29 protein-coding genes, 1 tRNA gene and 1 other RNA gene are annotated in these 23837 nt (G+C 65.8%); 17 read left to right on the top strand and 14 right to left on the bottom strand.

All coding sequences use genetic code 11. The annotated features are described in order from the left end of the window. Positions 1–15: 15 nt before the first annotated feature. Together AC3A6I_RS02495 and AC3A6I_RS02490 are read right to left on the bottom strand one after the other, a co-directional pair. Positions 16–333 carry a hypothetical protein gene (locus AC3A6I_RS02495; protein WP_487541586.1) on the bottom strand — a complete coding sequence of 106 codons (318 nt, stop codon included), beginning with the start codon at positions 331–333 and terminating at the stop codon, positions 16–18. 104 nt (positions 334–437) lie between these two features. Further along, on the bottom strand, positions 438–653 hold the full coding sequence (locus tag AC3A6I_RS02490; RefSeq protein WP_487541585.1) for a hypothetical protein: 216 nt from the start codon (positions 651–653) through the stop codon (positions 438–440). Between the two features lie 222 nt (positions 654–875). On the opposite strand from AC3A6I_RS02490, the gene AC3A6I_RS02485 reads away from it, so the two are divergent. The 3 genes from AC3A6I_RS02485 (at position 876) to AC3A6I_RS02475 (ending at position 2278) form a co-directional block, all read left to right on the top strand. Continuing rightward, positions 876–1259, top strand: coding sequence for a DUF6693 family protein (locus tag AC3A6I_RS02485; RefSeq protein WP_487541583.1), 384 nt, complete (start codon positions 876–878; stop codon positions 1257–1259). Positions 1260–1508: 249 nt separating this feature from the next. Next, a complete protein-coding gene (locus AC3A6I_RS02480; RefSeq protein WP_487541581.1) occupies positions 1509–1931 on the top strand; it encodes a type VI secretion system-associated protein TagO in 423 nt (140 codons plus the stop codon). After that, positions 1916–2278, top strand: coding sequence for a hypothetical protein (locus tag AC3A6I_RS02475; protein ID WP_487545054.1), 363 nt, complete (start codon positions 1916–1918; stop codon positions 2276–2278). The genes AC3A6I_RS02480 and AC3A6I_RS02475 overlap by 16 nt, the downstream gene beginning before the upstream one ends. 283 nt (positions 2279–2561) lie before the next feature. Here AC3A6I_RS02475 and AC3A6I_RS02470 read toward each other — a convergent pair whose 3' ends face one another. From AC3A6I_RS02470 to AC3A6I_RS02455, 4 genes are all read right to left on the bottom strand, one after another. Beyond that, positions 2562–2693 carry a hypothetical protein gene (locus AC3A6I_RS02470; protein ID WP_487541579.1) on the bottom strand — a complete coding sequence of 44 codons (132 nt, stop codon included), beginning with the start codon at positions 2691–2693 and terminating at the stop codon, positions 2562–2564. A gap of 186 nt (positions 2694–2879) precedes the next feature. After that, positions 2880–2956 (bottom strand) — tRNA-Arg (locus AC3A6I_RS02465). Between the two features lie 102 nt (positions 2957–3058). Further along, complete coding sequence (locus tag AC3A6I_RS02460) at positions 3059–4489, bottom strand: sensor histidine kinase (protein WP_487541577.1); 1431 nt, start codon at positions 4487–4489, stop codon at positions 3059–3061. A 57-nt stretch (positions 4490–4546) separates the two neighbouring features. Then, on the bottom strand, positions 4547–5977 hold the full coding sequence (locus AC3A6I_RS02455) for a dihydrolipoyl dehydrogenase family protein (protein ID WP_487541575.1): 1431 nt from the start codon (positions 5975–5977) through the stop codon (positions 4547–4549). Between the two features lie 278 nt (positions 5978–6255). Here AC3A6I_RS02455 and rpmH point away from each other — a divergent pair, with 278 nt between their 5' ends. The 4 genes from rpmH (at position 6256) to yihA (ending at position 9523) form a co-directional block, all read left to right on the top strand. Further along, the gene (gene rpmH, locus AC3A6I_RS02450) at positions 6256–6393 is read left to right on the top strand and encodes a 50S ribosomal protein L34 (protein ID WP_291396073.1); all 138 of its coding nucleotides are present in this window, start codon (positions 6256–6258) and stop codon (positions 6391–6393) included. Between the two features lie 40 nt (positions 6394–6433). Continuing rightward, a complete protein-coding gene (gene rnpA, locus AC3A6I_RS02445) occupies positions 6434–6763 on the top strand; it encodes a ribonuclease P protein component (RefSeq protein WP_487541573.1) in 330 nt (109 codons plus the stop codon). Continuing rightward, the gene (yidC, locus tag AC3A6I_RS02440) at positions 6763–8610 is read left to right on the top strand and encodes a membrane protein insertase YidC (RefSeq protein ID WP_487541571.1); all 1848 of its coding nucleotides are present in this window, start codon (positions 6763–6765) and stop codon (positions 8608–8610) included. Before rnpA ends, yidC begins: the two co-directional genes overlap by 1 nt. Before the next feature lie 265 nt (positions 8611–8875). After that, on the top strand, positions 8876–9523 hold the full coding sequence (yihA, locus tag AC3A6I_RS02435; protein WP_487541569.1) for a ribosome biogenesis GTP-binding protein YihA/YsxC: 648 nt from the start codon (positions 8876–8878) through the stop codon (positions 9521–9523). Here yihA and AC3A6I_RS02430 read toward each other — a convergent pair. Continuing rightward, complete coding sequence (locus AC3A6I_RS02430) at positions 9520–10239, bottom strand: type 1 glutamine amidotransferase (RefSeq protein WP_487541567.1); 720 nt, start codon at positions 10237–10239, stop codon at positions 9520–9522. The two genes, yihA and AC3A6I_RS02430, sit on opposite strands and share 4 nt — an antisense overlap. 335 nt (positions 10240–10574) lie before the next feature. On the opposite strand from AC3A6I_RS02430, the gene ffs reads away from it, so the two are divergent. From ffs to recR, 5 genes are all read left to right on the top strand, one after another. Beyond that, positions 10575–10672: signal recognition particle sRNA small type (gene ffs, locus AC3A6I_RS02425), an RNA gene on the top strand. A 174-nt stretch (positions 10673–10846) separates the two neighbouring features. Further along, positions 10847–12658, top strand: coding sequence for a DNA polymerase III subunit gamma/tau (locus AC3A6I_RS02420; RefSeq protein WP_487541565.1), 1812 nt, complete (start codon positions 10847–10849; stop codon positions 12656–12658). Then, complete coding sequence (locus tag AC3A6I_RS02415; RefSeq protein ID WP_487541564.1) at positions 12655–12975, top strand: YbaB/EbfC family nucleoid-associated protein; 321 nt, start codon at positions 12655–12657, stop codon at positions 12973–12975. Before AC3A6I_RS02420 ends, AC3A6I_RS02415 begins: the two co-directional genes overlap by 4 nt. Continuing rightward, entirely contained in the window at positions 12976–13320 is a 345-nt protein-coding gene (locus tag AC3A6I_RS02410; RefSeq protein WP_487541562.1) for a hypothetical protein, read from the top strand. Position 13321: 1 nt separating this feature from the next. Beyond that, positions 13322–13915 carry a recombination mediator RecR gene (gene recR / locus AC3A6I_RS02405; protein ID WP_487541560.1) on the top strand — a complete coding sequence of 198 codons (594 nt, stop codon included), beginning with the start codon at positions 13322–13324 and terminating at the stop codon, positions 13913–13915. Here recR and AC3A6I_RS02400 read toward each other — a convergent pair. Then, positions 13912–14361, bottom strand: coding sequence for a hypothetical protein (locus AC3A6I_RS02400; protein WP_487541559.1), 450 nt, complete (start codon positions 14359–14361; stop codon positions 13912–13914). The genes recR and AC3A6I_RS02400 overlap by 4 nt on opposite strands. 55 nt (positions 14362–14416) lie before the next feature. Next, on the bottom strand, positions 14417–15589 hold the full coding sequence (locus AC3A6I_RS02395; protein WP_487541557.1) for a DNA recombination protein RmuC: 1173 nt from the start codon (positions 15587–15589) through the stop codon (positions 14417–14419). Between the two features lie 149 nt (positions 15590–15738). Here AC3A6I_RS02395 and def point away from each other — a divergent pair, with 149 nt between their 5' ends. The 3 genes from def (at position 15739) to truA (ending at position 18221) form a co-directional block, all read left to right on the top strand. After that, the gene (gene def, locus AC3A6I_RS02390) at positions 15739–16260 is read left to right on the top strand and encodes a peptide deformylase (RefSeq protein WP_487541555.1); all 522 of its coding nucleotides are present in this window, start codon (positions 15739–15741) and stop codon (positions 16258–16260) included. A gap of 148 nt (positions 16261–16408) precedes the next feature. Continuing rightward, complete coding sequence (gene fmt, locus AC3A6I_RS02385) at positions 16409–17329, top strand: methionyl-tRNA formyltransferase (protein ID WP_487541553.1); 921 nt, start codon at positions 16409–16411, stop codon at positions 17327–17329. Positions 17330–17471: 142 nt separating this feature from the next. Then, the gene (gene truA / locus AC3A6I_RS02380; RefSeq protein ID WP_487541551.1) at positions 17472–18221 is read left to right on the top strand and encodes a tRNA pseudouridine(38-40) synthase TruA; all 750 of its coding nucleotides are present in this window, start codon (positions 17472–17474) and stop codon (positions 18219–18221) included. On the opposite strand, the gene AC3A6I_RS02375 is transcribed toward truA, so the two are convergent. From AC3A6I_RS02375 to dapD, 4 genes are read right to left on the bottom strand one after another with little or no spacing between them, the layout of a single operon-like run. Beyond that, complete coding sequence (locus AC3A6I_RS02375; RefSeq protein ID WP_487541549.1) at positions 18193–18765, bottom strand: hypothetical protein; 573 nt, start codon at positions 18763–18765, stop codon at positions 18193–18195. The two genes, truA and AC3A6I_RS02375, sit on opposite strands and share 29 nt — an antisense overlap. Before the next feature lie 7 nt (positions 18766–18772). Beyond that, the gene (locus AC3A6I_RS02370; RefSeq protein ID WP_487541547.1) at positions 18773–19312 is read right to left on the bottom strand and encodes a hypothetical protein; all 540 of its coding nucleotides are present in this window, start codon (positions 19310–19312) and stop codon (positions 18773–18775) included. Beyond that, positions 19309–20445: a succinyl-diaminopimelate desuccinylase gene (dapE, locus tag AC3A6I_RS02365; protein ID WP_487541545.1), complete on the bottom strand. Its 1137-nt coding sequence runs from the start codon at positions 20443–20445 to the stop codon at positions 19309–19311. The genes AC3A6I_RS02370 and dapE overlap by 4 nt, the downstream gene beginning before the upstream one ends. 1 nt (position 20446) lies before the next feature. After that, on the bottom strand, positions 20447–21292 hold the full coding sequence (dapD, locus tag AC3A6I_RS02360) for a 2,3,4,5-tetrahydropyridine-2,6-dicarboxylate N-succinyltransferase (RefSeq protein WP_487541543.1): 846 nt from the start codon (positions 21290–21292) through the stop codon (positions 20447–20449). Between the two features lie 117 nt (positions 21293–21409). Here dapD and AC3A6I_RS02355 point away from each other — a divergent pair, with 117 nt between their 5' ends. Then, a complete protein-coding gene (locus AC3A6I_RS02355; RefSeq protein ID WP_487541542.1) occupies positions 21410–22261 on the top strand; it encodes an LOG family protein in 852 nt (283 codons plus the stop codon). A 115-nt stretch (positions 22262–22376) separates the two neighbouring features. Here the strand turns inward: AC3A6I_RS02355 and AC3A6I_RS02350 are convergent, their stop codons facing one another. Further along, the gene (locus tag AC3A6I_RS02350; protein ID WP_487541540.1) at positions 22377–23099 is read right to left on the bottom strand and encodes a pyrimidine 5'-nucleotidase; all 723 of its coding nucleotides are present in this window, start codon (positions 23097–23099) and stop codon (positions 22377–22379) included. Between the two features lie 124 nt (positions 23100–23223). Here AC3A6I_RS02350 and AC3A6I_RS02345 point away from each other — a divergent pair, with 124 nt between their 5' ends. Then, positions 23224–23835, top strand: a complete 612-nt coding sequence (locus AC3A6I_RS02345) for a TetR/AcrR family transcriptional regulator (RefSeq protein ID WP_487541539.1) — start codon at positions 23224–23226, stop codon at positions 23833–23835. The last annotated feature ends 2 nt before the right edge of the window (positions 23836–23837 follow it).

Genomic DNA, 23837 nt, shown 5'->3' with positions numbered 1-23837 from the left:
GCTGAACTTAGGCTTTCAGTTCGCCGTGTTGACCGACTGCTCGGTGAACCCGCCGGCAACGCATTGCTCCAGCGTGATCGTGGAAAGGTCGACCGTGCCGGCACCGCCTGCCGCGGCTTCGGCCTTCTGCTCGGCAGTGCTGTCCATGCTGGTCTCCGGCTGCTGCGAGCCGGTAGTGCCCTGCTGGTGCTGCAGCTCGGTGCAACGCTCCTCGACGGCCCCCAGCTGCCCTTCCGGGACTGCCGCGCCACCGATGGTCTTGTCCTGGGCAACCGCTGCCAGCGGGTTCGCGGTCAGCATCAGGGCGAGAACGAAGCCAAGAGTCTTGTACATGATTGATCTCCTCTGTGCGGAGACCAACTTGCACTGCCATCAGCAGTTCCCCACGCCGAGATGTTGGGGGCCCAATCACGTTCCACACCGCGGAGGCCCTTTGTCTAATTGAGCGGCAGGCTCAGTTTGACCTTCGCACTTGTCGTGTTGAAGTCCGATCCGACGCCCTCATAGGCGGCCGAGAGGCCAAGGGCGGCGCCGCCGGGGAGGGAGAGGTCAATCGTCCCTTCGATGCGTCCACGCCAATTGTCGAAGCCTGACGCGGTCGAGCGATTGAAGATGTCGACCAGACCCTCGAACCGCAGGCCGGTATCGATCACCCACATCGCTTTCGGTGGTGTAGCGATAGGAGATGGCCGGTCCAACGGCGATCTTGCCCAGACCAGCCGCAATCGAGGGAACGCGGATGCCGAGACTGTCGGTGTAGGTCTTGGTCGTTTCCTCGAAATAGCTCGCCCTGGCGGCGAGCTTGCTCGCGTCGGTGAAGGCTTGCCGCAATCCACCGTTGGATTATCCTCCCAAGGTCTTTGGGGGACTTCATCATGACTACTATTGTCGAGGCGAGTGCTTTGCAGGTGAGCTCGGGCTATTCGCCCGGAGCTATTCGGCTTCGCTGCAGGATCGGCTTCTGGGAGATGGTCGGGCACATTGTGCTCTGGATTTTCCTGAGCATCATCACTCTGGGTATCGGAGCATTTTTCTTCGTTTACTCGGTCCAGAAGATGGTCATCAACCACACCGAGCTGATTAACCGCCGCGACGAGGCGATCGCGGAGCTCAGGTGTGACTTCAACGTCGTCAGCTCCATCGGCCACGTGATCCTGTGGATTCTACTCGTGATCGTGACGCTCGGCCTGGCGCTACCGTTCTACATCTACCGCGCAAACCGCGTCGTGATGGATGAGACGGAAGTGGTGATGTACTGAGGTTGTGAGATAGCCGAATGAAGCACATTCTGATCGTAAGCTTAGCCGGCCTCGCTCTGACGGTTGGGGCGAGTGCACAAGAGGACGTTGGTGCTCCAGCACGCGGGGCGACCTGTTCGCTGGTTGAAGACTCTCTCGCTCGCCTGACGTGCTTTGATGGGGGCGTTTCCTCGAGGCTCGGCCAGTCCACAGCCGGAGTCGGTGCCGCCAAGCTCCGCCGCCGCGCCGTCCAGCGGATACGGCAGTTGGGTGGTCGACGAGAGCAAGTCACCAATCGACGACAGTCCTAAGGTCGTTGCCTACCTGGCCATGGAAGAGGAAGGATTCACCGTCACGCCCTCCGGCATCATCGCGCGATGCATTGAGAACACGACGTCGGTGATCATCACCACCTCGAACTTTGGCTTCGGGGAGGACACCGGCAGCGTGACTTACCGATTCGACGGCAGCCCAGCGGCGACCGAGCGCTGGGGGATGTCAACCGACGGACGAAGTGTTGGTCTCTGGAATGGAGGGGCCGCCATACCATTCCTCCGTCAGCTCGTCGGGGTGAAGACGTTGGCGGCTCGTGTGGTTATTGGCTCTCGCCAGCAGGATCTGGTGCTGAATGTCACGGGCATCGCGGCAGTGGTCGAAAAGATTGGCACGGCCTGTCAGTGGCCCGCGCCGTGAGACGGGCTCTGTATCTGGGATTGGCTGTGGTTCTAGTGGTGCTGGGCGCCAATGCGGCCCTGGCCACCGTGCCGGCAATGCTGGGAAGGAGCGAGGACAGCCGCAACGCATTGGTGAACATGCACGCCTACTACCGCTTCGGGGTCGACCCAACGACGCTAGTTGTTGACGTCTGGGACATCAGTGCCGAAGCCAGCATGGCCGACGTCGACCGCTCGCTTCTTGATGTGGCGAAGGCTCTCCACCGATCGCCGGCGTTTTCACGCGTCGAGCTAGCGTACCGCGGGGCATCGCGATTTGTGATGGACGGTGACTATTTTCGCAAGCTCGGTGAGGAGCGCGATTGACAGAACCCCGCCTACACGATGCGGACAATGGCCGAGAACATGGATCCACTCGATGGCCGCGCTGACTTCGGAGTTTGGACCGGCGGTCTCCTTGGAGTACTGGCAGAGCAGCTGAACGACCACAACGAGCTGCATCGGCGCTGGTACCTAGATGCTTGGGCACGTTAGCGATAAATACGCCTGCTGCGATGGTCGTGCCTACTTCAACTGACGAGACGCCTTGAACGTCTCGCTGCTCCGCTCGCCGCCCAGGTGCATTTCGTTTGGGGCGGCTCGCTGTCCACTACCGCATCGAGAGGTCGTCGCGGATCGCGGCCGAAGCGGCCTGGCGCAGCCACTCGCGCGGCTCGATGTTTCGAGCGACCGCAAGTTTCTCCAGTCGAGCGAGTTCGTAGGTCGACACGTTCACAGGCACGTCTGTGCCGTCGCGCCGGCGGTCGACGATGCCATGACGGCGCCATTGGCCGCGGATGGTCTCAACTGACGTCCCGTCGGCAAGCTGCTCTGCGAGCGATCGAGCTAAACGACCGAGAGCGGTCAGGTACCGTTGGCCCGTCTCCGAGAGGTCTATTTTGATGGGCAGGACATAAACGGTTGGAAATGGCGCGCCCGAAGAGATTCGAACTCCTGACCCCCAGATTCGTAGTCTGGTGCTCTATCCAACTGAGCTACGGGCGCCTGTCGGCCGGAGCGTTTCCGGCGGAACGGCGTGACCCATACAGATAGTCCCGCCCCATTGCAAGCCGGGTAACGGGAGGTTTTCGACAGTCCCGTGACAGTTCAGTCGATGCGGATGGAATGGGGCAGCGTCACGTCGAAGCGGGTGCCGATGGGTTGATCGACAAAGCTCAGCCGCCCGCCATGCGCCTCGGTCAGTTCGCGGGCAATTGCGAGGCCGAGACCGGTGCCGCCGATGCGGGCGGACCCCTCGAAGGCGATGAACAGGTTTTCGCGGGCTCGCGGCGGCAGGCCTGGGCCGTTGTCGGTGACGCTGAGGGTCAGCCAGTCGGGCGTTTCCTCGAGCACGATCGTAACGGCGGGTTGCTCCACCTTGCCGTTGGCGCCCTCGAGCGCCTCGCGCGCGTTCTTCAGCAGGTTGGCGAAGATGCGGGCGAACTGGTCGGGGTCGGCGAGGATGCTCACCGCGTCGGGCACGCCATTGCTCCAGGCGATGGCCGGGTGGCCCACCAACCCGGCGTCGAAGGCGGCTTCGTCGAGCAACAGGTGCAGGTCGACCGGCACCGGTTTGGGCGGGCTGACGCTCTGGCGTCCATAGTCGAGCACCGACTGGGCAAAGCCGATGGCGCGGTCGATCGACTGCACCAGGCGCGGGGCCAGCCGCTGCACCTTGGGATCGTCGAGATTGGCCACCTGGTCGGAAAGCAGCTGCGCCGAGGTCAGGGTGTTGCGCAGGTCGTGGTTGATCTTGGCCACGGCAAGGCCGAGGTCGGCGAGATGCCGGCGCTGGCGCAGCATCGAGTAGATATCGGTCTCCATCGCCGCGAGCTCGCGCTCCATGACCCCGAGCTCGTCGCTGCGGGAACTGGGATTGACGATCAGCGCCGGGTTCTCAGGCGCGGCGGAGAAGGCCACCATGTTGTTGGTGAGCCGCCGGATCGGGAAGATCAGGATGCGTGATACCAGGAGGTAGAGCACCGCCGAGGTGATGATGGCGAGGATGAGCGAGAGGAAGAACAGGTTGCGCGAATAGAGCCATAGTTCGGCCCGGAGCGGCCTTTCCGGCATCAGCACCTCGATGATGCGGTCGGGCTGACCGTTCTCCTCGCCGACGATGCGCAGCGTGCGGCCACTGGGGGCGAGCAGCGTGTCGAGCGTGCCGAGCGTGAGCGTCACGGGGTCGCGCTGACGCATATCGATGGTCACCACCTCGTCGGGCGGCTCGAAACTGTCGCGTTCGATCAGTTGGCTCTGCTCGTCGCGGCGATAGACCAGCGCGTAGGCGCCGGCCGAGGACAGCAGCCGGTCGGTCAGCATGCGGGGCAGGTTCATGGCATCGGGCGCGGCATCGAGCACGCGGGCGGCGACGGTGCCGATGCGCATCCGGTCCTCGAGCCAGCTCTGGCGGAAGTTGGCCGCCGAGGGCAGGTAGATGATGACCTCGACCGCAAGGATCACCACCACGAGGGTGGCGATGATCTTGACGGACAGTCCGGAAAGCGGACCCGGCATCGCGCGCGTTGGAGTGGCCATTGGTTGCGATAAATACTTGGGAAGCCGGTCTTATTCCAGCAACATCGCGCCGCAGGTTCAGCCGAGCAGGCGGTTGAGCGCCATCCAGGGCCGCGCCAGCGGATGCTGGATGTCGTTGCGGCGCAATTCCTCGCCCAGCTGCACGACGATCTCGGCGTGGCTGGGATAGGGCACTGCGAAATCGGCAAGGCGGCGCGCCTCGATGCCGCCGGCCATGGCCAGCGAGAGCAGCGAGACGATAGCGGCGGCATCCGGCCCGACCACGCCGGCGCCGAGGATACGGCCGGTCGGGTGGGTGATGAGCTTGACGAGGCCATGGCCCTGCCGCCCGGCGCGGGCCGCGTCGTTGTCGGCAAAGCTGCAGCGGGTAACGCGGAAGCTGATGCCGAAGCGGCGGCGGGCCTCGGCCTCGTTTAGGCCGATCTCGGCGATCCCGGGATCGGTGGAAATCAACCGTGGCAGCGTTGCGGGCCTGCCGGCCGCGAGCCCGAGCAGCGCGCTGCGCACGACGCGATGCGCCTGATGGCGGGCCGATTGCACCGACTGGCCGCCGGCGACGTCGCCCACCGCGTAGACGCGGCCATTGGTGGTACGCAGGGCCGAGGTCAGCTGCAGATGTGCCGGAAAGTCGCGACGGCGCCTGATGCCGCCGGCATCGAGCTCGAGGCCTTCCAGATTGGGCACGCGATCGGTCGCGACGAGAATGTGCGAGGCGTCGAGCAGCGCATCGCCGTCGGGGCCCTGTATGGCAACACCGATACCCATCGAGCGGGCCTGGATGGCGCTGACCGCGGCCCCAGGCAGCAGCCGCACGCCATCGTCGGCGAGGCGCTGTAATGCAACCGCCGCCAGTTCGGGGTCGACGCCGGTCAGCGGCAGGCCATGCTCGATGACCGTGACCTCGGCGCCCAGCCGGCGGTGCGCCTGGGCCAGTTCGAGCGCCGCGGCCCCTGCTCCGATAATGACGAGGTGGGTCAGCTTGCGCGTGTTGTCGAGGACGGTTTCTGTGGTGAAAAAGGGGACCGCGTCGAGACCCGCAATCGCCGGCACGGTGGGACGGGCGCCGGTGGCGATGACGAAGCGGTGGGCCCGGATCTCGGTCTCGCCGACCTGCACGGCCTTCTTCGAGATGAAGCGGGCGGTGCCGGCGACGAGTTCGACGCCCTGCGCCCCCAGGTGGGCGGCTGAACTCTGCGGCGCGAGCGCGGCGATCACCTGCTCGATATGCTCGTGCACGCGGCGAGTGCTGATGCGCGGCTCGTCGGCGAGGATACCGAAGGCGGCGCCATCGCGAACGGCCTGGGCCTGCGCCGCGGCCGCAACGAGCCCCTTCAGGGGCACCGCACCGACATGGAGCGCATTGCCACCGGGGCGCGCCTTCTCGACCAGCACGACCGATGCCCCATAGGCGCGCGCTGCCTCGGCAACGGCGAGCCCGCCCGATCCGGCCCCGATGACGCAGAGGTCGGGAGTAAGGATATCGGCCAATCTGCCCTCTTTGTCGGTTGGGGCCGCACGACCCCCGGTCTCACTAACATCGCAGCCGTGACGGACAACAGTGTCGCAGCCCGGAATGCCGTGGAAAATCTGCGACATTCCGCGCAACTCGAACAGTGTTCCATTGCGGCCGGCTCGCGTTGACTTATGGGGCCCGTTTCCCTATACAGCCCCCCAATCTGCCGCAGGCGTCTCCGTGGGGACCCGGCCGGCATGCACCTTGCTGCAGTCAAGAACTAGGGAACCGCGCGCCGGCGTGGTCAGATGGTATGTCGAAACGCACTTTCCAGCCGAGCACGCTCGTCCGCACCCGCCGCCACGGCTTCCGCGCCCGCATGGCGACCAAGAACGGTCGCGCCGTGCTGGCCCGCCGTCGCGCCGTCGGCCGCAAGAAGCTGTCGGCCTAAGGCATTGGCCGTGCTCACGGCCATACCTGGGGAGGGCGCTGTGCGGCGCCTCAAGAACCGATCCGAATTTCTGAGAGCCGCCCGGGGCCAGCGCGTCGGGCGCTCTGCGTTTTCGCTGCAAGCCATTGCCAGTGCGAGCGAGGAGCCGGGGATCGGCTTCACCGTCACCAAGCTGATGGGCAACTCGCCGGAACGCAACCGCATCCGCCGCCGCCTTCGTGCTGTCGCGAAAGCTTGCGAGAAGGACTTCCAGTCCCGACATGACTATGTGCTCGTGGGCCGTCGCGACGCGCTGAGCCTGCCTTTCGGCCGCATGGTCGACGACCTGACCACGTCCCTTTCCAAGATTCATTTGAAGAAGAAGAGCTGATGCAGTCCGAAAACAACCGCAACATGATCATTGCGATCGTGCTCAGCATCGTGGTGCTGTTCGGATGGCAGTTCTTCGTTGCGGGGCCGCAGCTCGAGCGCCAGCAGGCACAGGCGCAACTCCAGGCCCAACAGCAGGCGAACGATACCAGCCTCGCGACCCCGGCAGGCCAGACGACGACGCCGAGCGTTGCCGCCGGCACGGCCAGCGGCAGCTTTGCCGATCGCGCCACCGCCGTCGCGGCCAGCCCGCGCGTCAAGATCGACACCGTGGCGCTGTCGGGCTCGATCAACCTCACCGGCGGCCGCATCGACGACCTGCAGCTCAAGCGCTACACCGAGACGGTCGATCCCAACTCCCCGATCATCACGCTGCTCGTCCCCTCGGGCGCGCCGGGCGGCTATTATGTCGAGCAGGGCTGGATCCATCCGGATGGCTCGAACACAGGCCTGCCCACGGCCACGACGCAGTGGTCGGTCGAGGGCGCCAACCAGACGCTCGGCGTCGACGCACCGGTCACCCTGGTTTGGGACAATGGCGCGGGCCTCACTTTCCGCCGCCTGATCACGGTCGACGACAACTACCTCTTTACCGTCACGCAGTCGGTGCAGAACCAGTCCGGGGCGGCGGTATCGCTCAATTCGTTCTCGCGCGTCGTGCGCCAGGGCATCCCGCATGTGCAGAACTTCTTCGTCCAGCACGAGGGCCCGCTCGGCGTGCTTGGCCCGAACAATCTGGTGTCGAAGAAATATTCCGACGTCATCAACGACAAGCAGATCGACTGGCAGAGCCCGACGGGCGGCTGGGTCGGCATCACCGACAAATACTGGGCGACGGCGATCCACTCGGTGCCCGGCTCGCCGGTCAGCGCGCGCTTTTCGCACACCAAGGACGGCACCGTCGACGTCTTCCAGACCAGCTTCGTCGACTCGATGCCGGTGGTCGCGGCGGCCGGTGCCACGGCGGAATCGAAGTCGTTCCTGTTCGCCGGCGCCAAGCAGACGCGCATCATCGACAATTACGACAAGCAGTATGGCTTTGATCGCCTCGAGCTCCTGATCGACTGGGGCTGGCTGCACTTCATCACCCGGCCGCTGTTCGAACTGCTGCAGTTCCTCTACGGGATCCTGGGCAATTTCGGCCTCGCCATCCTGTCGGTGACGGTGCTGATCAAGCTGATCTTCTTCCCGCTCGCCAACCGCTCCTACGCCTCGATGGCGGCGATGCGGCGCGTGCAGCCGGAAATGAAGTCGATCCAGGAGCGCTTCAAGGAAGATCGCGTGGCCCAGCAGCAGGCCATGATGGAGCTCTACAAGAAAGAGAAGATCAATCCGCTGTCGGGCTGCTGGCCGATGCTGATCCAGATCCCGGTGTTCTTCGCGCTCTACAGCGTCATCTTCATCTCGCTCGAGATGCGGCACGCGCCGTTCTTTGGCTGGATCGTCGACCTCGCGGCGCCCGATCCGACCAACGTGTTCACCCTGTTCGGCCTGATCCCGTGGAACCCCACGGCCGTACCGGTGCTCGGCGGCCTGCTCCATCTGGGCATCTGGCCGCTGATCATGGGCGTCACCATGTGGGTGCAGATGAAGCTCAACCCGCCGCCGCCGGATCCGACGCAGGCGATGATCTTCAACTGGATGCCGATCATCTTCACCTTCATGCTCGGCTCGTTCCCCGCCGGCCTCGTGATCTACTGGGCCTGGAACAACACCCTGTCGGTCGCCCAGCAATGGTTCATCATGAAGCGCCACGGCGCCGACGTGGACCTACTCGGCAACATCGCAGCCAGCTTCAAGCGCAAGCCGAAGGTGGAAGAGAAGCCGGCAGGCGGCAAGGCGAGCTGAGTTTTCAGCTGCTGAGATTCGGGGCCGCGCATCGAGAGGTGCGCGGCCCTTTCTATTTGATCGCGTTTTCGGCGCGTCGCTGCGACAGACGGCCCCCTCCCATCCTCCCCCACAAGGGGGGAGGTGCCCTGCCGGTGTAGGAGGCTCGATCAAGCCACAAGCTCGACTCTTCACCTCCCCCTTCATGGGGGAGGCCGGGAGGGGGCCGTCTCTATCGGCCATCCCCCCTCTTCCCATCCCCACCGCCCTCGCCTAATACCCAAGCATGACCGACGCCCAAAAGTTCAGCGACGACCAGATCGAAGCCGGCCGGCTGCTGTTTGCGCGGCCCTTCACCTTCATCAAGGGTGCGGTGCGCATCGACGACTTGCCCCCGGCCGACCGGCTCGAGATCGCCTTTGCCGGTCGCTCGAACGTCGGCAAGTCCTCGCTCATCAACGCGCTGACCGGCACCACCGGGCTTGCCCGCACCTCGAACACGCCCGGGCGGACGCAGGAGCTCAACATCTTCGAGAGCCAGCATGCCGACCTGCGCGTCGTCGACATGCCGGGCTACGGCTTCGCCAAGGCGCCCGAGCAGAAGGTGAAGCAGTGGACCAGGCTGATCCACCAGTACCTCACCGGCCGCCCCAACCTGCGCCGCGTCTATGTGCTGATCGATGGCCGGCACGGCCCCAACGCCAACGACAAGTCGGTGATGAACGAGCTCGACAAGTCGGCGGTGAGCTACCAGATCGTGATCACCAAGGCCGACAAGCCGAGCCGGACCGAGCTCGACGATGCGATCAAGAAGACCCGCGACACCATCGCCAAACGACCGGCCGCGCACCCGGAGCTGATCATCACCTCATCGGAGACCAAGCACGGTCTCGAGCAGCTCCGCGCCGAGATCCGCCAGCTCATGGAGCATTAGGCAGTCGCGCCTGCACGGCTCAGGAACGCCCCAAGCCAGCCGGCGACATCGCGGCTGTGCGAGGGGGTCGCTACCGAAGCCAGCGCCGTGTTCACCACAGCGTCCGGCGCCTTGCCGCGACGCAGTTCGACCAGCGCCAGAGCGTAGTCGTCGATGAACTCGGGATGCGGCTGGAGACTGAGGGCCCTGCCGTTCCGGTAGGTGAGCCCGGCATTCGGGGTGAACTCTGACGCGAGGAACACCTCGGCCTCGGCCGGCGGCACGATCACCTGATCCTGGTGCGAGCAGGCAATGGACAGGGCCGGCAGGTCGGTGGCGAGGAAGCTTGGGCGCGCCTTCACCGCGTAGGTGTGCCGGCCGAGGCCCCAGCCCTTCTCGGACTTGCGTACGTCGCCGCCAAGCGCATCGGCCATGATCTGGTGGCCGAAGCAGATACCGAGCATCGGTGTGTTGGCCGTGTAGGCAGCGCGGATGAAACCGCGCAGCGGATCGAGCCAGGCATAGTCGTCGTAGACGCCGGCCGGCGAGCCGGTGATCAGCACCGCGTCGAGCCTCGCCGGATCGGGCAGCGCCTCGCCGTCGTTGACGCCGACCGTCTCGTAGTCGAAGCGGTAGCCGGCTTCCTCGAACATGCGCACGAACATTTGCGGATAGGCGCCGAACTGCGGCCGCAGATGCTCGTGAACGTCGCCGGTCTTCAGGATAGTGAGTTTCATGGAGTTAGAGGTGGATCGGTTCGGGCTTGGGTGCAAGTGGGGGGCTTGCCTCGATGCCCATCTCTCCCCTTGCGGGAGAGAAAGCGATTTCTTGGGCTTAGCCCTTCGCTAAGTCCTAGAAATCGCAAGAGAGGGGGTGCGGTTGCGCACCGTGCCCTGCAAGCCCCCTCTCTGCTGCGACTAACTCGCTGGCGCTCGTAAGTCTCGCGTCTCCCCCGCCGAAGGGGAGAGGGGGCCGGTGGGTAAGATGGTCGCGACCTCACCTCTGCCTCTGCGTCAGCCCTGCCCACACCCCTCCCCTTGCCATCGCCGCAAACCCGCGCCATATAGGCCTTCGGGAGGTTGGTGCGGACGTGTTCCTCGCCAACCGGGTCAGGACCGGAAGGTAGCAGCCCCAACGAGACCTTCACGGGTCGTTGCCAGCCTCCTACTTCCATCTTTCTTCCCCACGCTCTGGCTACGCCAACCGCTTAGGGGCCCCGCGCCTCACGCTCTGGCTGCGCCAACCGCTTTGGGGACCCCGCCCTTCCACACAAATGTGGTTCGGGTCGCATCGCGGCGGCGATGAGCTTTTGCGATCCGCGTCCGCGCTCGCTATATCCTCACCATGGCTGACGGAATGTTCCCCCACGACATGCTGCCCGAGACCGCGCCCAAAGCCGGCTCGCCTTATCTCGTGCTGGCGCGCAAGTACCGGCCGAAGAGCTTTGCCAGCCTGATCGGGCAGGACGCGATGGTGCAGACGCTGCGCAACGCGTTCAAATCCGGCCGCATCCATCACGCCTTCATCCTTACCGGCGTGCGCGGCGTGGGCAAGACCACCACCGCCCGCATCCTCGCACGCGCCTTCAACTACGAGGACGAGAACGGCCGCCGGCCCAACCTCGATCTCGACAAGGAAGGCATTCACGACCGCGCCATCATCGAGGGCCGGCATGTCGACGTGATCGAGATGGACGCCGCCTCGAACACCGGCATCAGCGACATCCGCGAAATCATCGACTCGGTGAAGTACGGGCCGGTCTCGGCGCCCTACAAGGTCTACATCATCGACGAGGTGCATATGCTCTCGACAGCGGCCTTCAACGGGCTGCTGAAGACGCTCGAAGAGCCGCCCTCGTATGTGAAGTTCATCTTCGCCACCACCGAGATCCGCAAGGTCCCGGTGACGATCCTCAGCCGCTGCATGCGCTTCGACCTGCGCCGCGTGCCGCCGGATATCATGACTGCCCACCTCGTCGACCTGCTCGGCAAGGAAGGCATCGCCTACGAGCCGGAGGCGCTCGCGATGATCGTGCGCGCCGGCGAAGGCAGCGTGCGTGACAACCAGTCTTTGCTCGACCAGGCCATTTCGCATGGCGACGGCAAGGTCACCGCCGCGACGGTGAAGGCCATGCTCGGGCTCGGCGACCGCGCCCGCACCATCGACCTGTTTGAGACGCTGATGGGCGGCCAGGTCGGCGAGGCGCTCACCGTCATGCGCGAGCTCTACGATGCCGGCGCCGACCCGCAGACCATTATCGCCGACCTCTGCGACTTCACCCATCTGGTCACCCGCATCAAGGTCGTGCCGGCCGCCGCCGACGACGTGTCGCTGACGCCCGACGAGCGCACGCGCGGCGCGGCGCTGGCGCAGCGGCTCGGCATGCGGGCGCTCAGCCGCAGCTGGCAGATCCTGTTCAAAGGGTTCGACGAGGTGCAGCAGGCCGGCAATGGCCTGCAGGCAGCCGAAATGGTGCTGATCCGCCTCGCTTATGCCGCCGACATGCCGACGCCGGACGAGCTGATCGCCAAGCTGAGCAACACGCCGCTCCCGCCGCCGACGCAGACGACGCCGGTCGCGCGCGGCCCGGTGGGTGGTAGCGCGCCCTCAAGCGGCCCCTCCGGCGGGGCGTCCGCCGCACGCCAGTTCGTGCCGCAGGTGGCGCCGCAGTTCGAGGCCACCCCTGCCCCGGCTCCGGTCGTCTCCACGCCGGCCCCGCAGGCCTTCGCCAATCCCCGCACCTATGCTGAGCTCGTGGCGCTGGCCGGCGAGAAGCGCGACCTGATCGTCAAGCACGCGCTCGAAAGCTCGCTGCGCCCGGTCTCGATCAGCGAAGGCCGGCTGGAGGTGGCGCTCATCGAGAATGCCGATCCGGGTATCATCCAGACGCTGTCAGCCAAGCTGAAGCTGTGGACCAACCGGCAGTGGCTCATCACGCTCAAGAACGATGCGACGCATGTGCCGACCATGCGCCAGCAGCGCGAGGAGCAGCAGGAGGCAGTGCGCCAGGAAGCGCATCAGGATCCGCTGGTGCAGGCCATACTCGAGACCTTCCCCGGCTCCACCGTGCGCGTCACGGTGAAGCAGGAGCTTCCCCCGATCGAGGCCTATGCCGACATCATGGGCCGTGACAGCGACGAGGACGACGACGAATGAAAGACATCATGAACATGATGAAGGCCGCCCAGGAAATGCAGGGGCGGATGCAGGAGATGCAGGCCAAGATCGCCGACATGGTGGTCGAGGGCCGGGCCGGCGGCGGGCTCGTCACCGTCACCCTCAATGGCAAGGGCGAGATGCGCGGCATCAAGATCGACCCCTCGCTGATCACCGACGACATCTCGGTGGTCGAGGACCTGATCATTGCCGCGCATAACGATGCCAAGGGCAAGGCCGAGCATGAGATGAACGCCAAGATGCAGGAACTGACGGCCGGCCTGCCGCTGCCTCCGGGCATGAAGTTCCCGTTCTAGATGCAGACCATCGGTGCCCGCCTGCTCGAGGTGCTGGCCTCCGCGTTGCTGGCGGGCGCGATCTTCGTTGCCTATAACGGCATAGCCAACAGCGCGTGGGAATACGGCATGCTGATCATCGTGCCGCTCAGCTTCATGTGGAGCATGGTGCTGGGCGCGATGGCCGCCTCCAATATCGCGATGGGGCTGTTCCTGTTGCTCGCCGCGCTGGTGATCCTCGCCGTCTACCTGATCGCGCGCTATGCCCAGCCACGCTGGCTGCGGGTCGCGCTCGAGACGGCGACCTTCCTTGTGATGGTGTCGGCGCAGGTGGTGCTGTTCGCAATGCTGCAGGTCGGGGCGTGAGATGAGCCAGTCCGGCCCCGAGATCGAACAGCTGATCCAGCTCCTCGCCCGCATGCCGGGCCTCGGCCCGCGCTCGGCCCGCCGCGCCGTGCTGCACCTGATCAAGAAGAAGGAGCAGTTGATGATCCCGCTGTCGGCCGCGCTCGATCGCGCCGTCGAGGCGGTGACCGTGTGCGAGACCTGCGGCAATATCGATACGCGCTCGCCCTGCCACATCTGTGCCGATCCGCGTCGTGACGCCGGCCTGCTGATCGTGGTCGAGGATGTCTCCGACCTCTGGGCGCTCGAGCGCGCCGGCGTCGGGCAGGTCAAGTATCACGTGCTGGGCGGCGTGCTGTCGCCGCTCGACGGCGTCGGCCCGGACGACCTCTCGATCGACGCCCTGCTTCGCCGCGCCCCGGAATTCTCCGAGATCGTGCTGGCGGTGAACGCCACCGTCGAGGGCCAAACCACGGCGCACTACATCACCGACCGCCTCGCCCCGAGCGGGGTGAAGATCACCCGCCTCGCGCATGGCGTGCCAGTGGGTGGCGAGCTTGACTATCTCGACGAGGGCACGCTCAGTCAGGCGCTTAAGGCGCGGACGGCGCTCTAGCTCTCGTCGTCCAGCCCGTCGATCCACTGGCTCTTGTCGATCTCGCTGTCGTCGGCTACGTCGGCGCTCTCGTCCTCGTCCTCCTCTTCGAGCTCCTCGAGTTCGTCGGAATCGGGCGACAGCGTCTCGCGATGCGCGCCCGGATCGTGGTCGATCGAGGTCGGGTCCATACCCTCGCCGCCCAGCCCCTCGAGGCTGGCGATCGCCGCATCGATCTGGCGGATCAGCTCGAGCGGGTCGTTGTCGCCGAAATCAGGCGCCTCGAGCTCATCGAGCTCGGCCCACATGGCGCGCAGCCGCTCGATCCGCTCCTCTACCGGCCACTGCTCGGAATAAAGCAATTCCTCGATCTCGCTGGGGCTGACCGGCGACGTATAGCCCGGCGTGTCGCCGTCATTGCCGGCCGGCAAGTCCTGTCCAACCAGGTCGCGCAGGTCTGAGCTCATCGCATCCTCCTCTGTTCCTTGCGGGGAAACGCAGAGAAGGGCCGAAACGATCCGGCTATTCGCCGGCCAGCCGCTGTTGCGGCGGCGCCTCGTCAAAATCCATCGCCTCGATGCGCTCGCCGCGGCGCAGCACCTTGGTGGAGGAGGTGAGGATGTCACCGATATCGTTGCCGGCCTGGGTGAAGTGCGTCTGCAGCTTGCGCACGCGCTCGTCGAGCCGACCGACATCACCGAGCAGCGCCCGCACCTCGGTCTGGATGCGATAGGCCTCCTCGCGCATCTTCACGTCGCGCAGCAGCGCCTGCACCACCTGGATGGACAGCATCAGGATGGACGGCGAAACGATCACCACGCGCGCCTTCAGCGCCCGCTGCACGACATCCTCGAAATGCTCGTGAAGGTCGGCAAAGATCGATTCCGAGGGCACGAACAGGAAAGCGGTGTCCGCGGTCTCGCCCGCGATCAGGTATTTTTCCGAGATCGCCTTGATGTGGACGCCCATGTCGTTGCGGAAGCCCGCCGCGGCAAAGCGCGGATCCTCGTTCGCCGCCTCGGCGAAACGCTGCCAGCTTTCGAGCGGGAACTTCGCGTCGATCACAAGCGAGGGCGCGTTGTTGGGCATATGCACGAGCGCGTCGGGCCGGCTGCCATTGGAGAGCGTCGCCTGGAAGGCATAGGCGTTCTGCGCCAGCCCATCACCGAGGATCGCCTCCATGCGCCCCTGCCCGAAGGCGCCGCGGGTCTGCTTGTTGGCGAGGATGGACTGCAGCGACACGACGTTCTGGCTCAGCTGCGCAATATTGGACTGCGCTCGGTCGATCACCGCCAGCCGCTCCTGGAGCTTGGCGAGGCTCTCATTGGTCTTGGTATTGCTCTCCTGCATGGCCGCGCCGATGCGCTGGCCCTGGCTGTCGAGCCGCTCGTTGACCAGCCGCGCGAGATCCGAGGTCCGCGAGCCGAAAATCTCCGACATGGTCTGCATACGGCCGGTCATCTCGGACTGGATGCGGATCATGTCGGCCAGATGCCGCTCGTTCTCGGCCGATTTCTGCCGCAGGATCTCGGCCTCCTCGGCCCGCTGCCGCGCCTCTTCGGTGCGCGCTCGCGACTGACGGACGAGCACCACCAGCATGGCGATCAGCAGCGCGGCGAACAACCCGGCGCCCGCCAGAGCGGCGATCTCGAGGGTGATCGGGGTATCGGCAATGACGAAGAGCACGCGGTCCATTTCAGCAGCTTACACGATTCGGATAAGATGTTCCCTCATTGTTCACGGTTGCCCGAATTGAGTTGACGAGCGGTGAACGGGGTGGGCGTTGACCGGGCGCAGGGAAATACCATATTCAGCGACATCTCCCCGAAAGGACCGCAATCTCCATGGCAAAGCTGCCTATCCTCATTCTCCCTGACGAGCGCCTGCGCGCCATTGCGGAGCCGATCGAGAAGATCGACGACGGGGTGAAGCAACTCGCCAAGGACATGCTCGACACCATGTACGACGCGCCCGGCATCGGCCTCGCCGCGCCGCAAGTGGGCGAGCTCAAGCGCATCGTCGTCATGGACCTCGCCAAGGACGGCGAGGAGCCGGACCCGATCGTGATGGTGAACCCGGAAATCCTCAAATATTCCGACGAGACGGTCGTCACCGAGGAGGGATGTCTCTCCATCCCCGAGCTCTACTACGATGTCGAGCGCCCGGCCGAAATCACCGTCCGCTACACCGATCTCGACGGCAAGGTGGTCGAGCGCGACGCCAAGGAGCGCCTCGCCATCTGCATCCAGCACGAGATCGACCATCTCGATGGCGTGCTCTACATCGATTACCTGAGCCGGCTGAAGCGCGACCGCGTGCTGAAGAAGTTCCAGAAGGCGGAGCGGCTGAACCGCAAGGCGGGCTGACGGCCTGCCACTGTCGCGCCGCCGTCGCCTCCCTCCCCCTTGAGGGGAGGGATTGAGGGAGAGGGTAGTGCGGTGATCACCGATGGACCCCACCCCCAACCCCTCCCCTCAAGGGGGAGGGGAGCCAACCGACGGTGGCGAGTACGCAATGAAAATCGTCTTCATGGGCACGCCGGAATTCGCCGTGCCCACCCTCACCGAAATCGTCTCGACCGGCCACGAGGTCGTCGCCGTCTACACACGCGCGCCAAAGCCAGCCGGACGCGGGCAGGCCGAGCGCAGGTCGCCGGTGCATGAGGCGGCCGAGAAATTCGGTATTCCGGTGTTCACGCCGCGCTCGCTGAAGGGTGTGCCCGAGCAGGAGGTGTTCGCCTCGCTCGGTGCCGAGGTCGGGGTGGTCGTCGCCTATGGCCTGATCCTGCCCAAGCCGATCCTCGAGGCGCCGGAGCTCGGCTGCCTGAACCTCCACGGTTCGCTGCTGCCGCGCTGGCGTGGCGCGGCGCCGATCCAGCGGGCGGTGATGGCGGGCGATGCACGTACCGGCGTGATGGTCATGCAGATGGACGAAGGGCTCGATACCGGCCCGGTCGGGCTGATCGAGGAGATGCCGATCGGTCCCGACATGACCTCGGGCGAGCTGCACGACAAGATGATGCTGGTGGGCGCCGACCTGATGGGCCGGGCGCTGGCGGCGCTCGAGCGCGGGAGCCTGCATTTCACTCCGCAGCCTGAAGATGGCGTCACCTACGCCAGCAAGATCGACAAGGCCGAGGCGCGGATCGATTGGACGAAGCCCGCGAGCGAGGTGCACAACCTGATCCGCGGGCTGTCGCCGTTCCCCGGCGCCTGGTTCGAGCTCGAGTTGAACGGCCAGCCGGTGCGGGTGAAGGCGCTGCGCTCGACGCTGGTTGCAGGGTCCGGTGCGCCGGGAACCATGCTGCCCGAGCTGACCATCGCCTGCGGCGAAGGCGCGGTGCGCCTCGTCACGGTGCAGCGCGAAGGCAAGGCGGCGATGGATGCCGCGACGTTCCTGCGCGGCGCGGGGGCGTTGCCGGAGCAGGTCATTTGATGGGCACTGCAGCCGCCTCATACTCGGTGTCATCCCCGCGAAAGCGGGGATCTCTGTTTTCCTGGCACGCGCCGCAAACAGAGGTTCCCGCTTTCGCGGGAATGACTCCGTGGTTGGGGCAATATCCCGGGCCCCTCCCCTGATGCCCCGCTACCGCCTCACCATCGAATATGACGGCCGCCCGTTCTGCGGCTGGCAGCGCCAAGCGCGCGATCCTTCCGTGCAGCAGGTGCTCGAGGACGCCATAGCGCGCTTTTCCGGCGAAAGCCCGGTGACGCAGGCGGCCGGCCGCACCGATGCAGGCGTCCACGCTCTCGGCCAGGTCGTGCATTTCGATCTCGAGCGCGAATGGGATCCGTTCAAGGTCCGCGAGGCGCTGAACTTCCACACCAAGCCGCACCCGGTGTCGATCCTGACTGCCGATCGCGTCGACGAAAGTTTCGAGGCCCGCTTCTCGGCCATTGCCCGGCACTACGAGTATCGCATCCTCAACCGCCGCGCCCGGCCGGCGCTCGACGACGGCAAGGTGTGGCACGTGCCGGTGCCGCTTGATGCCGACGCAATGCACGCGGCGGCGCAGCTCATCCTCGGCCGGCACGATTTTTCCACCTTCCGCGCCGCCGAGTGCCAGGCCAATTCGCCTATCCGCACGCTCGACATCTTCAATGTGCGCCGCGAGGCCGAGACCATTGTCGTTGTGGCCAAGGCGCGCAGCTTCCTCCATTCGCAGGTGCGCTCGATGGTGGGGTCGCTGAAGCTGGTCGGCGACGGAAAGTGGCGGCCGGCCGATTTCCGTGCTGCGCTCGACGCCGCCGATCGCTCGCGCTGCGGGCCGCTGGCGCCGCCAGACGGGCTCTACCTGACTAGGGTCGATTACCCGCCGCAGCCGTGATCTCGGCCAGTTGCTCGGGCGAGGGCGGAAACAACACCGTCAGTAGGATCACCGCGGCGAAGACGCCGACCACCTGAGCCACGATCAGCAGGGCGATCTGCAGCGGCTTAAGCGTCATGATCAGCCGCGCGATGTTGATCGAGACAACGATGGCGGCGACCGCGGCGACGACGACGAGGAAGCTGAGCCCCAGCAGCATGGCCGCCAGCAGGCCGAGCGACAGCACGGCGTTCGACCAGTTCAGCGTGACCATGAACGGCAGGAAGGCATCGCCGCGGCCGATCTGGCGCAGGTAGAGCGCCGAGGCGCCGAGCACGGCGGCATAGACGAGCGCATTCTGCACCAGTGCCGCGAACAGCCCGCCCGAGATGAGCGCCGAAGTGGCCAGCAGCTCGACGGTCGTGACCAGCAGCACGGCGATGAAGCTCGAAACGAGCCCGACCTGGTTGAACAGGAAATAGCCCGACGCCGTGCGATCGCCCGTCAGCAGGGCGAGAACACCGCGTGCCGCCGCACGTGCCTCGTTGAGAAAAGTCTTGTCCAATTGAGCCTTAGCCAGTTGCCAGCCCACCGCTCGTGAGCATGTAGAGGCCTAGCGGGATGGCGGCAAGAACAACAATGCAAAGAATAGCGAATGCGGCGGAAATGCCCAGCCCCAGGCCGCCCGGCTGGCGCGCAGCGCGGTAGAACAGGAAGGCGCGCACCCCGAGCAACGCCACCGTGACGTTGGAGCCGGCCAGATAGGCGAGCGGCAGCGCGAGCGCAAGCACGAAGCCCATGGCATAGCTTGCCGGGACGACGATGCCGAGAAAGCTGCCGCCCATGGCGCGCACGGTCAGCCAGGCGACCAGCCAGATCGCAGCGAGGCGGACGACGTTCACGCCAATGCTCAACGCCACCGCGTTCCAGCCGGGAAAGCCCGACAGGCTCACCTCGATCACCAGCACCGCCACCACCACGGCGAGGTAGAAGCCGGCCGCGTTGACGAGGCCGGCACGGGTGAGCGCGAACTTCTCCGCTGCATCGGGCCGCGCGGTCAGCAGGTCGAGCCAGCCGAGCACCGCGCGCCAGAGCTCGGCAAACGCGTTCACCTCAGGTAGTCTGCGATGAACTGCGCGTAGAGCGACACCAGCTCCTCGAGGTCGGACAGCCGGATATGCTCGTCGACCTTGTGCATGGTCGGCCCGACGAGGCCGAACTCCACCACTGGGCAATACTCGGCGATGAAACGGGCATCGGAGGTGCCGCCGCCGGTCGAAAGCTCAGGCGGAATGCCGGTGCGCCGCGCGATTGTCTCGATCAGCGTGTCGACGCCGCCGTCGAGCGAGGAGAGGAACGAGCGCGACGACCTGCCCAGCGCGGTGAACTCGACATGGGTGCCGCGCAGATCCTGGTTGGCGATCACGTCGTTGATCGCCGTGGCCAGGCTCTCGGGCGTCCAGCGATCATTGTGGCGTACGTTGAAGCGCAGCAGCGCCGAAGCCGGAATCACGTTGCCGGTGGTATTGCCGACATCGACCGAGGTGAATTCGAGGTTGGACGGCTGGAAATGCTCCGTACCATCGTCGAGCTTGCCGCTGAGGGCCAGCACCAGCGTCGCGGCTACCGGCAGCGGGTTGTTGGCGCGATCGGGATAGGCGACGTGGCCCTGCGTGCCGTTGACCCGGATCTGCCCGCTGAACGAGCCGCGCCGGCCGACCTTGATCGAATCCCCCACCCGCGCCGTGGCGCTCGGCTCGCCGACGATGGCGAAATCGAAACGGTGGCCCTTGTCCACGGCCCAACGCATCAGCTTGTCGATGCCGTTGACGCTGTCGGCTTCCTCATCATTGGTGATGGCGAGCGAGATGGTGCCCGCGCCCTCGCCGGCCCGCGCCACGGCGGCAATGAAGGCGGCAATGCCCGACTTCATGTCGGCGGCGCCACGGCCGTAGATCAGCCCATCCTCGATATCGGCGGCAAAGGGCGGATGCTGCCAGGCGGCAAGGTCGCCTGGTGTCACCACGTCGGTATGGCCGCAGAACAGCAGGTGTTTTCCGCCCTGTCCGCGCGTCGCGAACAGGTTGTCGACGGGGTACGACCCATCGCCCTCGAAGCGCACGCGCTCGCAGGTGAAGCCGAGTGGCGTCAGCACCGCCTCGAGCACGTCGAAGACGCCGTGCAGTTCCGGGGTGACGGAAGGCTCGCGGATCAGGTCGGCGAGAAGCTTTGTGGCGTCGATCAATTCAGTCCCGCAGCAGTTCGTTGATGCCGGTCTTGCTCCGCGTCTGCGCGTCGACGGTCTTGACGATCACCGCACAATAGAGGTTCGGCCCGGGCTGGCCGTTGGGCAGCGGCTTGCCGGGCAGGCTGCCGGACACCACCACCGAATAGGGCGGCACCTTGCCGATGTGGATTTCGCCGGTGGCACGATCGACGATCTTGGTCGAGGCGCCGATGAACACGCCCATCGAGATCACCGAGCCCTCGCCGACGACGACGCCCTCGACCATTTCCGAGCGGGCGCCGATAAAGCAGTTGTCCTCGATGATGACCGGGCCGGCCTGCAGCGGCTCGAGGACGCCGCCAATGCCGACGCCGCCGGAGAGGTGCACGTTCTTGCCGATCTGCGCGCAGCTGCCCACGGTCGCCCAGGTGTCGACCATGGTGCCCTCGTCGACATAGGCCCCGACATTGACGAAGCTGGGCATCAGGATGACGTTGCGGCCGACAAAGGCCGACTTGCGCGCCACAGCGCCCGGCACGGCGCGGAAGCCGGCATCGCGGAAGGTGTTCTCGCTCCAGCCCTCGAACTTGGTCGGCACCTTGTCCCACCACGAGGCGCCGCCGGCGGAGCCGGCGATCATGCGGTTGTCGTTGAGGCGGAAGCTCAGCAGCACTGCCTTCTTCAGCCACTGGTTCACCACCCAGTCGCCCTGGCCGCGGCGCTCGGCGACGCGGGCCTTGCCGCTATCGAGCAGTTCCAGCGCAGTCTCCACCGCCTCGCGGACGGAGCCGGTGGTCGCGGTGTTGATCTCGGCGCGAGCCTCCCAGGCGGCATCGATGGTCTGGGCGAGATCGGCTTGGGACATGGGGCAACTTTCAGTGCGGAAGGGGGAGCGGCCGGACATTATCCGGCCCCGCCTGCCTGTCAACGATCCTTAACCCTGCCCGTGACAAGCTTACGTTCGACTTTCGGAGACGCCAGAATGGCCAGACGCGCCCACACCCCGCTGCGCACCTCGGTCGAGGACCTCGATGCAGCCAAGCGGGCGCCGTCCTCGCCGCAGACCGAATCGGCCGCCTTCCGGCTTGCCTATTCCGACGAAGAGTTCATGACGAGCGAGGATACGCGCGGCGTGCGTTTCCAGCTCGAATATCTCAAGCCGGAATTCCGCATGCGCGAGTACGGCATCCGCTCGACGGTGGTGCTGTTCGGCGGCGCGCGCATCCCCGAGCCCGGCAAGCCGGCCTGGGCGGCGCGCAACGAAACGCAGAAGAGGAACCTCGAGGCCGCCTCGCGCTACTACGAGGAAGCCCGCCGCTTCGCACAGTATGCCTCGCTGACCTCGCGGGCGCTGAACTTTGCCGACTATGTCGTGGTCACGGGCGGCGGGCCGGGCGTGATGGAAGCGGGCAATCGCGGCGCGGCGGATGTCGACGCGCCCTCGATCGGGCTCAACATCGTGCTGCCGCACGAGCAGATGCCGAACGGCTACGTGACGCCGGACCTCTGCTTCAACTTCCACTACTTCGCGACGCGGAAGATCCACTTCCTGCTGCGCGCCCGCGCCGTGGCCATCTTCCCCGGCGGCTTCGGCACGCTCGACGAGTTTTTCGAGACGCTGACCCTGATCCAGACCGGCCGCATGGACCGCGTGCCGTTATTGCTGTTCGGCAAGGAGTTCTGGGCCAAGGTGATCAACTTCGAGGCCCTCGCCGAAGCCGGCACCATCGCTCCCGACGATCCCCAGCTCTTCACGCTGGTCGACAGCGCCGAGGAAGGCTGGAACGTGATCCGCGAGCACTACAACCTGCCTGAGGTGAAGCTGGCGGGGTGAGGCGAGTCCGGCGCGTGCCCCCCTCTCTGCTGCGACTAACTCGCTGCGCTCGCAAGTCTCGCGTCTCCCCCGCCAAGGGGGAGAGGGCGCGTCGCTACAAGGTTGGCGCCTGTTTCTACGGCAGCTTCCGCAAGAACCCCGCCAGATCCGCCGTCACATGGTGCACATGTTCCCCGACCGTGCGCTCCAGTTCCCACGCCTCTACCTGCTCGTGGGCGAAGTCCTCGCCGGCCACCACCTGCACGGTCACCATGCCGGTGTCGTGCGGCACCTTCAGGTTCTTTTCGAGGTCGTCGAACATCGCCGCCCGTTTGGCATCGATGCCGTGTAGCGTGAAGAACGCCTCATAGGCTTCGGGCAGCGGCTTGGGCCGGTAGCGCATGGCGCGGATGTCGAAAATATCCTCGAACAGATCATCCGCTTGCCCCAGCCGGCCGAGCACCGAGCGGGCATGGCCGACATCGCCGTTGGTCAGGATGAACTTCCGCCCCGGCAGGGCGCGGATGGCGCCGATCAGGTCGGGATGTTGCTGTACCGGGCTGTAGTCGATGGCATGCACGGTGGAGAGGAAGTGGTCGGGATCGACCTCGTGGCGCTGCATCAACCCGTTCAGGGTGGTGCCGTAGTCGCGGTAGTAGCTCTTCTGCAGCGCCCGCGCCTCGTCGTAGGGCAGCTGGGTGACGCTGACCATATAGTCCGAGATCAGCAGGTCGATCTGCGCGAACAGGTTGCACTCGCGCGGATAGAGCGTGTTGTCGAGGTCGAAGACCCAGTCGGTGACGTGGGACAGCGAGCGGGCGGCGAGTGGGGTGGCGATCTCGTTCATGGCGGCGAGCATACAGCAAGCCCGTCGACTTCGCACCCTTGCGCCAGGCACATGGCAGCCAGTCCCTCACCATTCAATCAATCACTTGATTGAGACAGTGGAGAGGCGTATTGGCCACGCCCGACAAGGAGGCCCGATGGGCGAAGCTGTGTTGCAGAAGCGCGAAAGCAGCGAGGATCGCCGGGCGGCGATCGCGCGGGCGGCGCGGGCGCTGATCGTCGAGAAAGGCGTCGAGGGCCTGAGGACGCGCGACATTGCCGAGCGCGTCGGCATCAACATCGCGACGCTGCACTACCACGTGCCGACCAAGGAAGCGCTGATCGGGCTCGTCGCCGAGACGATGAAGACCGAATTCCGGGCCCAGTCGCTGGCGCGGCCGCGGGCCCACCTGCCGGCGACCGAGCAGCTCGAGCACGAATTCTACGATTTCCGCGAGATGTATGCCGAGCAGCCGGAGATCATCGCCGTGATGGGCGAGCTGATCGAGCGCGGGCGCCGCGACCCCGAGGTCAAGGCGGCGATCGAGCCATTGCAGCGCCACTGGCAGAAGATGGTGGCCGATATCTTCGCCGCTGGCCGCGAGCAGGGCAGCTTCCGGCCCGACATCGACCCCGAGCCGGCCTCGGTGATGTTCATCGGCGCGCTCATTGCATTTTGTCGCTCCGGCGACCCCTCACCCGACAATTACGAAAGACTATGCGCCGAGCTGCGGCGCGCGGTCCGTAACCCAGCTTCGACGAAGGACTGAAC

The organism is Devosia sp. Soil_C_22 (genome assembly GCF_057657195.1).
The sequence above is the reverse complement of the archived record's forward strand: the minus strand, read 5'-3'. Positions and strand labels throughout refer to the sequence as shown.